At 41.7% G+C, this 13,766-nt stretch carries 14 protein-coding genes and 1 pseudogene; 8 read left to right on the top strand and 7 right to left on the bottom strand.

Annotated features, from left to right (window positions below):
• Positions 1 to 22: 22 nt before the first annotated feature.
• Positions 23 to 577: a hypothetical protein gene (locus IPK86_01220; GenBank protein ID QQS16842.1), complete on the bottom strand. Its 555-nt coding sequence runs from the start codon at positions 575 to 577 to the stop codon at positions 23 to 25.
• Between the two features lie 11 nt (positions 578 to 588).
• Positions 589 to 1,839 carry an ImmA/IrrE family metallo-endopeptidase gene (locus IPK86_01215; GenBank protein QQS16841.1) on the bottom strand — a complete coding sequence of 417 codons (1,251 nt, stop codon included), beginning with the start codon at positions 1,837 to 1,839 and terminating at the stop codon, positions 589 to 591.
• Between the two features lie 149 nt (positions 1,840 to 1,988).
• Here IPK86_01215 and IPK86_01210 point away from each other — a divergent pair, with 149 nt between their 5' ends.
• Together IPK86_01210 and IPK86_01205 are read left to right on the top strand one after the other, a co-directional pair.
• A complete protein-coding gene (locus tag IPK86_01210) occupies positions 1,989 to 2,156 on the top strand; it encodes a hypothetical protein (protein QQS16840.1) in 168 nt (55 codons plus the stop codon).
• A 92-nt stretch (positions 2,157 to 2,248) separates the two neighbouring features.
• Positions 2,249 to 3,421: a hypothetical protein gene (locus IPK86_01205; GenBank protein ID QQS16839.1), complete on the top strand. Its 1,173-nt coding sequence runs from the start codon at positions 2,249 to 2,251 to the stop codon at positions 3,419 to 3,421.
• Positions 3,422 to 3,567: 146 nt separating this feature from the next.
• On the opposite strand, the pseudogene IPK86_01200 reads toward IPK86_01205, so the two are convergent.
• A pseudogene (locus IPK86_01200) lies at positions 3,568 to 5,033 on the bottom strand (NCS1 family nucleobase:cation symporter-1).
• Positions 5,034 to 5,506: 473 nt separating this feature from the next.
• Here IPK86_01200 and IPK86_01195 point away from each other — a divergent pair.
• The 3 genes from IPK86_01195 (at position 5,507) to IPK86_01185 (ending at position 6,614) form a co-directional block, all read left to right on the top strand.
• Complete coding sequence (locus IPK86_01195; protein ID QQS16838.1) at positions 5,507 to 5,662, top strand: hypothetical protein; 156 nt, start codon at positions 5,507 to 5,509, stop codon at positions 5,660 to 5,662.
• A 65-nt stretch (positions 5,663 to 5,727) separates the two neighbouring features.
• On the top strand, positions 5,728 to 5,976 hold the full coding sequence (locus tag IPK86_01190; protein ID QQS16837.1) for a hypothetical protein: 249 nt from the start codon (positions 5,728 to 5,730) through the stop codon (positions 5,974 to 5,976).
• 149 nt (positions 5,977 to 6,125) lie between these two features.
• Positions 6,126 to 6,614, top strand: a complete 489-nt coding sequence (locus IPK86_01185; GenBank protein ID QQS16836.1) for a hypothetical protein — start codon at positions 6,126 to 6,128, stop codon at positions 6,612 to 6,614.
• A gap of 280 nt (positions 6,615 to 6,894) precedes the next feature.
• On the opposite strand, the gene IPK86_01180 is transcribed toward IPK86_01185, so the two are convergent.
• Both IPK86_01180 and IPK86_01175 read right to left on the bottom strand, forming a co-directional pair.
• Positions 6,895 to 8,271 carry an MATE family efflux transporter gene (locus IPK86_01180; protein QQS16835.1) on the bottom strand — a complete coding sequence of 459 codons (1,377 nt, stop codon included), beginning with the start codon at positions 8,269 to 8,271 and terminating at the stop codon, positions 6,895 to 6,897.
• Positions 8,272 to 8,375: 104 nt separating this feature from the next.
• Complete coding sequence (locus IPK86_01175) at positions 8,376 to 8,987, bottom strand: biotin transporter BioY (protein ID QQS16834.1); 612 nt, start codon at positions 8,985 to 8,987, stop codon at positions 8,376 to 8,378.
• Between the two features lie 332 nt (positions 8,988 to 9,319).
• Here IPK86_01175 and IPK86_01170 point away from each other — a divergent pair, with 332 nt between their 5' ends.
• From IPK86_01170 to IPK86_01160, 3 genes are all read left to right on the top strand, one after another.
• Positions 9,320 to 10,216 (top strand): hypothetical protein, encoded by an 897-nt coding sequence (locus IPK86_01170; GenBank protein ID QQS16833.1) that lies wholly within the window; start codon positions 9,320 to 9,322, stop codon positions 10,214 to 10,216.
• 2 nt (positions 10,217 to 10,218) lie between these two features.
• Positions 10,219 to 10,428 (top strand): hypothetical protein, encoded by a 210-nt coding sequence (locus IPK86_01165; GenBank protein QQS16832.1) that lies wholly within the window; start codon positions 10,219 to 10,221, stop codon positions 10,426 to 10,428.
• Between the two features lie 238 nt (positions 10,429 to 10,666).
• Positions 10,667 to 12,013, top strand: a complete 1,347-nt coding sequence (locus IPK86_01160; GenBank protein ID QQS16831.1) for a sodium-dependent transporter — start codon at positions 10,667 to 10,669, stop codon at positions 12,011 to 12,013.
• Positions 12,014 to 12,078: 65 nt separating this feature from the next.
• Here IPK86_01160 and IPK86_01155 read toward each other — a convergent pair whose 3' ends face one another.
• Both IPK86_01155 and IPK86_01150 read right to left on the bottom strand, forming a co-directional pair.
• Positions 12,079 to 12,801, bottom strand: coding sequence for a type III pantothenate kinase (locus IPK86_01155; protein QQS16830.1), 723 nt, complete (start codon positions 12,799 to 12,801; stop codon positions 12,079 to 12,081).
• Positions 12,798 to 13,763 carry a biotin--[acetyl-CoA-carboxylase] ligase gene (locus tag IPK86_01150; protein ID QQS16829.1) on the bottom strand — a complete coding sequence of 322 codons (966 nt, stop codon included), beginning with the start codon at positions 13,761 to 13,763 and terminating at the stop codon, positions 12,798 to 12,800. Before IPK86_01150 ends, IPK86_01155 begins: the two co-directional genes overlap by 4 nt.
• Positions 13,764 to 13,766 lie beyond the last annotated feature (3 nt).

The following is a 13,766-nucleotide window of genomic DNA, read 5'->3' as shown; positions in this document are numbered from 1 at the left end:
TATTTTTTTGGCTTCTCAATTGTTAAAGAGCAATCTTAAACCGACCACATGGTTTAGTTTCAAACCACATAGGGTTGGTTAAGGGGGAAAAGAGTATAACAGAAAAATGGGGATGGGTGGAAGGAAAGAACGACTTCTCATTGAATAATACTTTGCTCAGCCAAGAATGTGAAAAATACTCAAATAGCATCTCAAAGATATCAAACGTTCCCAAAATTGGGATCGCAGGCTCGAATCGTCTTGCTGCACGAATCGCTTGTTTGTCATCAATTCCTAATGTGTAACTGTGATTCATGGCATAAGCTATTGCTGAACATTCGCCAACTCCTAATCTCCCCTCTTTTAGCAACGCAAGAAACTGATTGATATCACTTTCTTCGTTTAAGCTTACTACTGTGATCAAACCGCTTTTTATAGTCTCTGCCAAGTATACTTTTTGTAATGTAACTTCTTCAACAACATGATCTGTCAGGATCATTTGCTTAAAGCATTGAGCTATCCGATGAATTTGATTTAAGTTCAAAAAATTAATTAACACCGATGTATCAATCACGATAACACCATAGTCATCACTCATCGTATCACTTTCTAATGAATAGACTCTGGCAATGAAGATAAGCACATCTTCTCAATGGGTATCTTCAGTAATATACTAAGATCGCGTAACTTCCCACCCGATATCTCCCCGAGTCGATAAGCTTCAGACGCAAAATACTGGATTTGAGCATCTAAGGGACTAGGTCTTGGGGTCACTTTATTCACTGCATTTTGTAGGTCAAACATATCAAGAGAACGAAGATAATCATTACCAAGATCCGCCTTACTGAGCAAAGCAAAACTGGCTGACTTTGAGAAATATCGCAAACTCAATAATCGATAAACGGTAGCTTGATAGCTAACTCCAAAGTAACTCGCCAATATCGCAACATCTTGACAGGTAATTGCCTGCAACTTGGCATCTGTACGCATCACTGCATGCACTGCTTTATTTTTTGATTCGCTAAAAATGACTTGCTCAACATGACTGTGCTGACCCTTATTCAAATTCTTGAGCAAGTTAGCAATACCATCAGCAGGCATTAAAAAAGCCACCGCAAAAGCATTTGCTCGTTTATCAGCCAGCTTTTTAAAATTATCATCCGTCGAAATATTAAACCTTTGATGCCCATCAAATAAGAGATGTGCATACTCGTGCGCAAAAGAGAATCGTTGTCGTCTTAAGGTATGTTTAGCATTCACTAAAATAAATGCACCAATGCTTTGATGCTGTAAACACATCCCTGAAACTTTATCATCCAAATGCGCTTCACTTGAAACCCATATGCCTTGCCTGATTAAAAGATCAGCAATATTAATGACGGGCGCATAGCCTAGGCCAAGCCGGCCTCGCTCTTGGTAAGCTGCATGCTCTGCTCGACAGATTTCATCCATCAATTTGCCTTGCATATTGCTACCATAGTCCGGTAATCGTTGCCAATTAGGATGCGCCAGAATTTTTTTAAGCAAAGCACCTTCTTGGCAAAGCAAGACAATGTGATCTAATTGTTGTTGGATAGCTCGGTTTTTTTTGATGGAAGGATCGGCACGATACAAGGCAACGACGCACTGTTCATCAAGCGAGTCCTCCACAAACGATTGAACAGATCGATTGTACAAACGTGCCAGCTTGACCAATTCTAAAGTTGAAACAGATCTTGCGCCAGATTCGAGTTGAGTTAAGGCTGTTCTGGGTATGTGCAGTGCCTCTGCTACAACCTCTTGGCTTAACCCAGCTGATTCTCTAGCTTCCCTCAAATGTCTAGCCAATCGGTATTTCTCCATATTGCCCCCAGTGCGCATTATTTATAAAAAATAGTACATAACTATTATACAAAATTTTGCTTGATATGTTCGAAAATCTAACATACTATTCCGATACTGATATCTATTTATCATGTGTAAGGTACATAAGGTTTTTTTAGATTCATCTCATTAAGCGGGAGGACAATATGGCTTTGTTTAAAACAATAATCCAAATAGTTTATAAATCAGTTTATAAATTTTCTAAAAAAGTTTTCTCCTATTCTGACAAGAGTACTGAAGAGGAAACACTACCTCCAGAAGAACGGAAAGATAAGGCAGATAAAGATCAACCAGAAGAAGATAAAAAAGAGTAATGGTCACTCAAAGCAAAAATTTCGAGATGTTTATTGCATCAGCAATGGTTAGCTGGAAATTGAAAGGTGTGATTAAATAATGAGTAAAACTAATGAATGAAGTACGCACTGAACCGTATCTTACCATTAACCTCGGCAGCGAGACTGAAATAAGAGTCTTTAATAATGAGCAAGAGCTGAATCAATGGCTAAGCAGCATACTTGAAGAATGGAGATGGCTTGCCGAAATAAGTGATCCTCTTGGCATAAGTTATACACCAGCCAGCGATGCTTGGAATAGAATTCAGAGAGAAGTAAACACTGCCATCAGTAATATCCACAATCCTGAAGTCATAAAAAACCATTTAGAAAATTTGTTCTCCAATTACGCTTGGCTGAGTACAAAAAACGCACAAAGAAATTTCATCGATAACTGGTGTATGGAAGGAAAAAAGTTTGAAGCAAGTATTATTGCTGCCTACCTACTTGGTGAAAATTTAGACCTTCAAAACCTTAATAGGATCCTGCCCGTATTAATTGAATTCTGTTTAGTGGAGCAAGGATTTACGGAATCAAATCGAGCAAAAATCTCCCTCGGTCAAATCAAGAATAGGCTTTTATCAGATCTAAATAAATCGCTGAAGCTCTATGAGCAACAAAGTCATAAATTTACAGAATTAAAAGCCAATTTGACCGCAAAAACTATCCAACAAGACCAAAATTTTCAAGCAGCAGAATCAGAACGCAGGATCTTTTTTGAGCAACAACTAAAAAAAATAAAGGATGATTTCCAAAATCTAGAGGCTATCTACAATACCGAACTTGCAACAAAAGCACCTGTAATCTATTGGCGAAAAAAATGCAAGACACATTGTTGGTTCATGGGAGGAATTATTTTACTACTTGGGTCTGGAATTATCGCTCTACTTTGTGGAATTGAAGAAATAGCCGCAATCATCAAAAGTGTTGCCGATATTGTTGGCTCCTCACCAACAATGGTTATAGCTATTTACATTACCATCATAACCATCATTTTGTGGTTGATAAGGCTCCTGACAAAATTACTGCTAAGCCAAATTCATCTTTGGAACAACGCTTATGAAAAAATAACGATGTGCCAAGCTTATTTGGCAATGCTACGCAATAAGTCCTTTAATGAAAGTGGAAGTAATCATATGGAAATCATTTTTTCAGCATTGTTTAGACCATCTGGTGACGGCATAGCGAAGGATGATGAAGTACCACTAACTGCTGTAGACTGGATAACAAAGTTTCTCAAAAAGTAAAGCTCATGAAGCTGAACTAAAAACTTGTTCTTAAAAAAAATCTGCTTAGACTGTAATCTTATTCGTTTGTATTTTTAACCATATTTTAACATTATCGCCTCTAGCGCCTTGCGTTGACAGATGTTTTCGCAACACCGATATCCAGCTTACCTTTTTGTATAAATTGCAGAACTATTGAATCGGCACTTCATACCTATCGTATAAATCACGGATGAAATCGCCAAACCAAGAAACCATGCATAAGCATAAATAGTTTTGAAAAAAGAGGGAATAGGCGTCAACATTTCAGGGAAAGCCGCATCTAAAAAACCGGGAATATTCGGTAACACACCAGCAATAAAAGCGGTAATCGCTACCCTATTCCAACCATTTTTATAGGAATAAACACCATCATGGCGATAAAGATCTTCAACGTTCAAGCGGGTGCGCCGAATGACAAAATAATCCACCATCATAATACCCGCTATCGGACCTAAGAGTGCTGAGTAACCAATTAGCCAAGTGAAGATGTACCCATCCGTTGATTGAAGTAGTTTCCACGGCATCATCAAAATGGCTAAAGCAGCGGTAATATAGCCGCCAGTCTTATAAGAAATTGTATGAGGATGAAGGGCAGAAAAGTCATAGCTAGGTCCGACAAGATTGGCAGCAAGATTGACGCTAATTGTATCAATCACCAGGATAATTAAAGCAATCAAGACAGTAGCCCCCGTCATGCGCCCTGATAAGGTCACCGGATCCCAAATGGCCTCTCCATAAATCACAACAGTACCGGATGTTACAAGCACCGCTAGCAACGAGAGTAATGCCATCGGCACCGGCAGCCCGATAGCTTGACCGATTACTTGATCTTGTTGTGTTTTAGCAAAACGCGTAAAGTCTGGAATATTGAGAGTTAACGTTGCTTGAAAACCAACCATAGCGGTTAAAGAAGGCCAAAACACTTGCCAAAATTGCCCTTCCCGAAGACCGCCTTTAATGAACTGGGATGGTTGCTCCAAAATCGGGCCAAATCCACCAGCTTTTGATAAATCCAGTACAAAAGCACAAAACAAATAATGATTTTGATGGGAGCTGTATAGGTTTCTAACTTTCTGATCGAATCAATGCCATGAATAACAAACCAAAGCTGTATGCCCCAAAAAAGCAAAAAACAGATGAATTGCGCTGCGTTAATGCCCAGAAAAGGAAGGGGTGCACCTCCTAAAGCGTGACCGATGACAATACCACCGAGCGTATAAATCATCTGGCCACCAAACCAAGTTTGGATGCCGTACCAGCCACACGCAACAATAGCCCGTAAAAAAGCAGGGAGACGCCCTCCAATCGTGCCAAATGAAGCGCGCATGAGTACAGCAGCAGGGATGCCATATTTGGCACCAGGATGGCCAATCAAAAGCATTGGGACAAGTACAATGGCATTACCTAAAAAGACGGTAAAAACGGCTTCAGACCATGACATACCTGATTCGATAAGGCGTGACCCGAGTTCATAAACAGCAATACTCATGATCATCCCAATCCATACAGCAACAAAATGATACCAACGCCATGTACGGGCAATTTGGGTCGTTGGGTCAAGATCTTTATTGGATAAGTTGGTATTGGTCATCGGTATGTTCCCACAAGTAAAGATGCAGAAATCACAATAACGAACTGAATGGAAATCTGGTAACGTCTAGCAAACTATTATATATAGTCTATATAGTCTTAAAAAGATCAATGATCTATGATTCTTGGTGATTAATATAGCATTAGAAATCAGGCGTTTTAAAATATAAACACGTGATTTTTTGTAACTAAAAACAGTATAGCTAGACCTTGGATAGTAGTTATTGCACAACAAATAGCACCCCCCCCCCCCCCCCTAAACTTGCCTTAAACCTTGACAACCCCCCACAAAATGGGCTAATCTGCCTGGGCATTGTTTTGAATGAGCTAATAAAGCTTAAGGTTGTTGCTGTTGTGTTGGAAAGTTTCATGGGGCCCCCGGGAGGATTCTGTGAGATAGCTTTACTAGATTGATTGATCAAAACAAAAGCATTTATTCGAATAAACGCATTAAAACAAGTAGGAGTGTTATACATGAGTTCATTAAAAGTCAGTTTAGCCCGTCTTGGGTTAGTGACCTTAACTGCTGGTGCTTTGGCTAGTCCTGCATTGGCAGACTTTTCTCCCCTTGGACAACCCTTGGAAGGCGATGAAGGCGATTTTTTGTCAGCGCTGAAGTTGGTGGATTAGGTTTCGGTGACCCAGCTAACGCTAATGAGAGCTTTGGTGATAAGTTTAAAAAAGCTGACAAAGCTTTGCTATTTGGCTCCAATCTTTTCCAAGATGGGTCTTTGGTATCGGGTATTTTTGGAAAACTTAACCTCGCAAAACAATTCAATGCATCGCCTGTTGGTCTCGGTGGCTACCTTGCCTATCAGGATGTTGCAGAAGATGGAACAGGTCTTAAGTTAGGTGCGACGATTGCTTACGAGGTTAAGGTTGGTACCTTAACCCTTGATGAAAAAGAAGCTTCTGCTGCCGCTACTGCTGCTAAAAAACCTTAACTGCTGCTACGGAAGCATCAGTAGAGCCTGCCAAGACAGCAAAGGAAGAAGCTGACGAAAACCTTCGTATTGCCAGAGAAGGTGGTGCTATTGCCGCTCAACTATTTGAGTCGTACGCTCTTCACATCGGCGAAGTACAAGGTAATCCTGTGCTCTTGACACAAACAGCCTCGTTAAAAGCTAGCAAGAGTGTTGGTAAAATAGGCGCTGACAGCAAGCCAGTTGAAAGCAAAGACGTTGCCTTGGGCTTTAAAGGTGGTGTTGCTTTATCAACCCAGTTTGACAAATTCTCTCCGAGTTTGTCAGTTGAGATTGGAAAAGCTTCTTTGAAAAAATTCGAAGAAGGGGATGATCCTACAAAAGCAAAAACGGATCTTTCAATCAGTGCTAAAGCAGGCTTTCAAGCAACAGACAATGTTGCGTTGAAATTGGGTCTTGGTGCTAAAAAAGCCTTCTTTGACCAGAATGTAAAAGTTGCCGTAGAACAAGCAGATCCAAAAGCCTCAGAGTTCAAGTTTACGCTTAATGGTGGTGTTGCTTTATTGGCCTCAGAAGGTGCTGAACTTGGTTTGAGTCTTGAAAAAGAAGTCAGTACAGAAGGGTTTAAAGCAGGTCTTGGTTTAGATCTACTCTTCTAATCTAACTTTAGTTTGATCTTAACATCAACCCCTACCTGAAAAGGTGGGGGTTTTGTTTTATAGGGGGGGGGGGTAGTAAAATTGTTGGGTGATATGGATCTTTCATCTCGCAACTAGTAAGGCATGTCGTAGGTCTAGCGATTACTTTTTTGGCAATGTACATGTTGCTAAGCGCATAATTTATTAATCAGTATGATGAAATGTGCTACTGATCTGATAGGTAGCGTTTCCAATGGCCATAGTATCCATTATCAGCACAAAAGAATGGGATGCATATCATTTAAAGAATAGGTGCAACATTTTTTTGGTTTTTACGCAAGATTTGATAAGACATGCGCCACGCATAACAACCTATAAGTATCGTCAATAACACTTCAGCCACAGTAATGGCTATCCAAAATCCGATCGCACCCATACCTTCTTGATAATAAAAAGCCAAATAGTAACCACCCCCTAAACTAAAAGACCATAATGTACTAGCTAATAGTAGCGCAGGCACTAATGTTTTGTTATAAGCTCTCAAGATACCTAAAAATACGGTCACCAAAGCATCAAAAAAGTGATAGATAGCAACAACAACAATCAGTTGCGTAGCGCTATGATGGATAGCATCATGGTGAGTATAAAGCGACACCATGAGCTGATTGCCAAAAAATAAACATGTACTAACCAGTAATGCTATGCCAATGGCTAGTTGAATAGCCGTCAAAACCGTTTGACGAGCCAATAGCCAATCTTTTTTACCTATGGCGTGCGCAACTAAAATAGTTGTCGCCATGGATAAAGCAAGCGGGATTAAATAAATGATAAAAGCAATGTTAGAAGCGATCTGATGACCTGCTGTGACGACATCACCTAAGCGAGCCACACAAAGACCGATCATCGTGTGTGCTGTATAGTCTACAAAAACGCACAAACCAATTGGCAAACCGTTCTTCAATAAGTACCCTATTTTTATCCAGTTAGGTTTAGACCAATGGGTAAAAATAAAACGTCCATGAGGCGATTGGTCACGGTAAATGAACCAAGCCGCAAAAATAACTTGTGCCCATAAAATGCATAAAGAAGATATGGAGCAACCAAGGGCTCCCAACCCTTCCCATTGACCCATACCAAACACCAAATACCAAGCCAGCGGAACTTTCACCATTAATCCAGCAAGATTCATATGCATCACCCATTTTGTCTGTAGCATGCCGGACGCATACGCATAAAACACACGAAAGAGCATAATCGCTGGTGTAGCACACGCCAAACCGAATAAGTATCGGCGAGTTATGGCTTCGGTTGCAGGATTGAGTTGACTAATCCCAATGAGCATATCAGGAAAATACAGCAAAACACTGATTGGCACCGTTAACAATAAAGCCAAATAAACCCCTTGGCAAACGATGCTGGCAACGTCCTGATGATTATCAACTGCGTAAGATTTTGAAATACTCGGCGGGAGAATAAAAAGAATAGCAAGAAATCCAATACTCACCGTATTGAAAATATTCATGCCAACCCCTACTGCTGCAGATTGTTGTGCACACAAATGGCTAACGAGCATCACATCAATGATGCCAAAGCCACAGACTGCCAGTTGACTAAGTAAAATAGGCCATGTTTGATGCAAAATGGTAAAAGCTGGATGCACTACTCTGGAAAGTATCACAAGATCCTTTTGATATTAAGTAGCCAGTTACATAGGCAGGGCTGATCTATCCGATCAGCCTATCATCAATTAATCTATCACAGGTTAAACAAACGCCATATCCTTTACGATGCTTGATGCTTCTGTATCCAACGACAAACAGGTGGAAGCAATGCTATGACCAGGGCAGCTTTGGCAATATCACCAATTAAAAAGGGATAACAACCCATCATAAAAACATCACCCTTCACAAAAAGTGACAGCTGTGCAAGACCTGGGATGTAGATGAGCAGCGCTGACAAGAAAAGCGCAAAAGTTAATCGACCAAAATCATTTGCCCAACCTTTCTCGGCAAGGTAACCGCATAAATTAGCTACTAAAAAATAACCAATTAAATAGCCCCCCGTTGGCAGAAAAATCGGTATGCCATAACGTGCGCCATAAGAAAAAACTGGCATTCCAAAAGATCCAGCAATTAACCAAGCTGCAACAGTCATCGCACCCAAGCGTCTGCCATAGGTCAAACCAATCAGTGAAACCGCTGCTGTTTGCATCGTAACCGGAACAGGTGAAAATGGTAAGGGGATCATCAAGTAAGAGCTCACCGTTAAGAGGAAAACACCCACTGCAATTAATAGTAAGCAGCGTGCGTTCACAAGCGGTTTAGCACTTACATGCCACAACATGTCTGCCAAGGTTGTGTTGTACATTTTGGACACTCCATAATAGATTAACATCCATACTTTAGGAATTAAGAACATGCTCCACATTAAGGAATGCATGTCAAAAACAATACTTGCCAGGCTCATGATAGATTTTTATTTTAGTGTAGTCAAACCAACGTTTTAGAGGTAGATACTAGAATAACCTTGACAACCCCCCACAAAATGGGCTAATCTGCCTGGGCATTGTTTTGAATGAGCTAATAAAGCTTAAGGTTGTTGCTGTTGTGTTGGAAAGTTTCATGGGGCCCCCGGGAGGATTCTGTGAGATAGCTTTACTAGATTGATTGATCAAAACAAAAGCATTTATTCGAATAAACGCATTAAAACAAGTAGGAGTGTTATACATGAGTTCATTAAAAGTCAGTTTAGCCCGTCTTGGGTTAGTGACCTTAACTGCTGGTGCTTTGGCTAGTCCTGCATTGGCAGACTTTTCTCCCCTTGGACAACCCTTGGAAGGCGATGAAGGCGATTTTTTTGTCAGCGCTGAAGTTGGTGGATTAGGTTTCGGTGACCCAGCTAACGCTAATGAGAGCTTTGGTGATAAGTTTAAAAAAGCTGACAAAGCTTTGCTATTTGGCTCCAATCTTTTCCAAGATGGGTCTTTGGTATCGGGTATTTTTGGAAAACTTAACCTCGCAAAACAATTCAATGCATCGCCTGTTGGTCTCGGTGGCTACCTTGCCTATCAGGATGTTGCAGAAGATGGAACAGGTCTTAAGTTAGGTGCGACGATTGCTTACGAGGTTAAGGTTGGTACCTTAACCCTTGATGAAAAAGAAGCTTCTGCTGCCGCTACTGCTGCTAAAAAAACCTTAACTGCTGCTACGGAAGCATCAGTAGAGCCTGCCAAGACAGCAAAGGAAGAAGCTGACGAAAACCTTCGTATTGCCAGAGAAGGTGGTGCTATTGCCGCTCAACTATTTGAGTCGTACGCTCTTCACATCGGCGAAGTACAAGGTAATCCTGTGCTCTTGACACAAACAGCCTCGTTAAAAGCTAGCAAGAGTGTTGGTAAAATAGGCGCTGACAGCAAGCCAGTTGAAAGCAAAGACGTTGCCTTGGGCTTTAAAGGTGGTGTTGCTTTATCAACCCAGTTTGACAAATTCTCTCCGAGTTTGTCAGTTGAGATTGGAAAAGCTTCTTTGAAAAATTCGAAGAAGGGGATGATCCTACAAAAGCAAAAACGGATCTTTCAATCAGTGCTAAAGCAGGCTTTCAAGCAACAGACAATGTTGCGTTGAAATTGGGTCTTGGTGCTAAAAAAGCCTTCTTTGACCAGAATGTAAAAGTTGCCGTAGAACAAGCAGATCCAAAAGCCTCAGAGTTCAAGTTTACGCTTAATGGTGGTGTTGCTTTATTGGCCTCAGAAGGTGCTGAACTTGGTTTGAGTCTTGAAAAAGAAGTCAGTACAGAAGGGTTTAAAGCAGGTCTTGGTTTAGATCTACTCTTCTAATCTAACTTTAGTTTGATCTTAACATCAACCCCCTACCTGAAAAGGTGGGGGGTTTTGTTTTATAGGGGGGGTAGCACAAAAAAATGTATCGTAGATTGCTCTTGCATAAAAAATGACGAAAGCGGTAGCTTGTCAATAAATAGTAGACCTGTTATCGTGATAAACGTGGATGTGTATAGCTGCCGTTTTGCAACCGTGACACGCAATATACTGTTTCAAAATCATACAAAAGATCATTATGTCAACTAATCGTTCGCAATGGGGCTCTTCAGTCGGATTTATCCTCTCAGCTGTTGGTGCGGCAATTGGACTCGGTACCATTTGGCGTTTTCCTTATCTAGCAGGCATGCATGGTGGAGGCATATTTTTATTCACCTACCTTGTTGTTTGTTTAGTTTTAGGACTGACTTTGATGGCAGCCGAAATGTGTTTAGGACGCACGACTAAAAAAAGTACCATTGGTGCTTTTCGCGCCATCACAAAAAATAAAGCCTGGCGTGCAGTGGGTATGCTGAATATCATGAGTTGTTGGTTGATTACTTGGTTCTATTACATCATTGGTGGTTGGGTGCTTTTTTATGTTGTCAAATCCTTGGATGGCGCCATTCCCTTTACACCTCATGTCAACCCACAATTTTTCCAAGATATCTTCCATGCATTCATCACCAACCCAATTGAACCTTTTATCTATTGCACACTTTTTACCCTCACCACACTATTGATTGTGATGGGTGGCGTTAAAAAAGGTATTGAGCAATTTTCAAAAATATTGCTACCCTTGCGCTTAGCTTTAATGCTGGTTCTCATCATCCGGTCTGTAACCTTGCCAGGCGGGTGGGCAGGCGTTGAATATTTTCTCATCCCCGATTTGAGTAAATTATCCATGGCAACACTGCTCGAAGCGATGGGTTTAGCATTTTTTACGCTATCAATTGCTACGGGCATTATCCTGACTTACGGCTCCTACACAACCGATAAAACCAATCTGATCAATTCGGCAAAATGGACAGCTTTATTAACCGTATTTGCCTGTTTTTTAGCTGGTCTTGTGGTTTTACCAGCTGTTTTTGCATTTGGTGTTAACTTGTCAGCCGGACCGAGTCTTATTTTTATCGTGATGCCAGCGATATTTGGTCACATGCCCTTTGGCGAGCTCTTTGCCATCTTATTTTTTGTTATGTTGTATTTTGCTGCCCAAATGTCAGCCGTTGCGTTGCTGGAAGTATTAGCCAGTTTTCTGATTGATGAACTACACTTAAAACGTCGCCATGCGGTCTTATTATCGGTTGCTGCAATCTTGCCTTTTTGCTTGCCTATTTCTTTATCATTTGGGCTATGGAGCGGCCCAGATTACCAATTATTTGGCAAAACCCTCTTTGATTTTCTGGACTACCTCACCAGTTGCCTCATGTTGCCCATCGGTGGCATTTTGTTGTCCTTATTTTTAGGTTGGGTTGCTTGGGATGCCATACAAAATAATTTGTCGAACCAACCAACGCACCCCATCTGGTTGGCAATCATCAAAAACAGTATGCGCTTTGTGGTACCAATTCTGATTTTCATTATTCTGGTACAAAGCAATTAGTGCATTCTAGAATAGCACCCTCATCAAGCGTGTTGAACCATTGAGCACGGCATCAATAAATCCTTTTAGCTTTGCTGATTGGCTACAATGAGGAGGCCATGCAGTACGAGGTGATCAATCAAGCGACAAGGTGGAGCAATAAAAGGTTGGATCACGTGGGCGTCGCCCCCGGTAAGTACCACTTCCATAGGATAGGTACTGCAATGCACTGCAAACCGCTCACGAAATCGGGTAATAGCTCCTGCCAAGGCATCCAGTATGCCACTTGCTATAGCATCAGGCGTTGTAATCGGAAAAGGTGTCCAGTGCCCCATATCACATCGAATCAGCGCTGTACTGGCTACTAAACTGTTACACATCGTTTGCATGCCCGGCGCAATCAATCCACCTAAGTAGTCGCCAGTTTTGCGCAATGCTTCAACCGTCAATGCGGTACCCAATGACGCTAACACCACATCGCTTGACACTTGCGCTTTAAGACCAATTAAAGCCAACCAGCGATCAACCCCTAATGGATCACGTAAGCTACCTGCATGATTATGCAAGCCATAACCTGATTTTTGGGTTGTCATCCACCGGATCGGCGCTGGGCAATATTGCGTAATAGCCTGGCCTAACTCCTTACTACCTACCAATGCACAGAATGCTTGCTTAATTGGACTTATTTTCCTCAATGTACCAAGCATTGCAACATCTTGGTGCATCAAAACCCCTTGATGCACGATCTGCCCTACTTCGGCAAGCGCCCATTTAATACGCGTATTGCCCGCATCAATCAATAATTTCATGGCATCATGATTAAAGAAATATCACCAACATGATACGGATGCACACCTTGATCCGTCTTGAGCAATAAGGCTCCTTGTTCATTCACGCCTTGCGCAATACCTTGCATTATTTGACCATTAGGTACAAGCAATTGAACGGGTAAATCAAGATGCACACAAGCTTTTTCCCATTCTTTTTGTAAACACTGGAAGCCCTGTGTAGCTAAAACTGTTAACACTGCCTCTAAAGCATTGAGAATATAGGCTAGCAATATGTTGCGGCTTGCAATCGTGCAATAAACGGCTGTAGCGGGTCGATTGGGTGCATCACCAATATTCAAACCCATACCAATGACGCCCCATGTGCCTTGTGCATGTTGATGTATGGCTTCGACTAAGATACCTCCTAACTTACCCTGACAAAGTACAATATCATTCGGCCATTTAAGTTGAGCGGGCACTTGAAGTTGATGTAGCGCACGGATCACCGCAATCCCTGCAGCTAAGGTAACCCCAGATAATGCTAAAGGTTTGTTTGCAAAATGCCACAAAACAGAAAACGTTAAACTACCTCCTAAAGCAACCTGCCATGTTTTGTGCATCCTGCCCCGGCACGCATGTTGCCATTCGGCACCCAGCACCAAACCAGAAGAGCGAGCCTGTTCGGGCAAAGCTTGTAAAACAGTATTGGAAGAGGAGACTTCATCCACAAACGACAAAGTAAACACATGACGAGCAGGCGGCGTAAGCAAAGCATAAACCCTATCTTCTGCTAACCATTCAAAAGGGCGATGCAGCCGATAGCTCCCATTGGCTAAAGTGTCAATACTCACCCCATAGGTGGTTTGCAGTTGGGTGATCAGCTCTCTCATTACCGCAGGCGAACAACACAGCTTTTGAGTCAGCACCTCTATAGCATGGGTTTTGCCATCATCCAGCAGCCGCAATAGGGTAAAAATGGCGTGATCAGGCAAGCGTGTCAAGGA

Source organism: Neisseriales bacterium (genome assembly GCA_016699915.1).
GTDB lineage: Bacteria > Pseudomonadota > Gammaproteobacteria > Burkholderiales > Q3-R57-64 > Q3-R57-64.
Note: the sequence above shows the minus strand (reverse complement) of the source record. Positions and strands in the feature narration are given on the sequence as shown.

Coding starts and splice junctions, on each gene's coding strand:
- IPK86_01195 (QQS16838.1), top strand. CDS start 5,507: ATGAGTTCATTAAAAGTCAGTTTAGCCCGTCTTGGGTTAGTGACCTTA.
- IPK86_01220 (QQS16842.1), bottom strand. CDS start 577: ATGAGTGATGACTATGGTGTTATCGTGATTGATACATCGGTGTTAATT.
- IPK86_01210 (QQS16840.1), top strand. CDS start 1,989: ATGGCTTTGTTTAAAACAATAATCCAAATAGTTTATAAATCAGTTTAT.
- IPK86_01215 (QQS16841.1), bottom strand. CDS start 1,839: ATGCGCACTGGGGGCAATATGGAGAAATACCGATTGGCTAGACATTTG.
- IPK86_01205 (QQS16839.1), top strand. CDS start 2,249: ATGAATGAAGTACGCACTGAACCGTATCTTACCATTAACCTCGGCAGC.
- IPK86_01160 (QQS16831.1), top strand. CDS start 10,667: ATGTCAACTAATCGTTCGCAATGGGGCTCTTCAGTCGGATTTATCCTC.
- IPK86_01155 (QQS16830.1), bottom strand. CDS start 12,801: ATGAAATTATTGATTGATGCGGGCAATACGCGTATTAAATGGGCGCTT.
- IPK86_01170 (QQS16833.1), top strand. CDS start 9,320: ATGAGTTCATTAAAAGTCAGTTTAGCCCGTCTTGGGTTAGTGACCTTA.
- IPK86_01175 (QQS16834.1), bottom strand. CDS start 8,987: ATGTTAATCTATTATGGAGTGTCCAAAATGTACAACACAACCTTGGCA.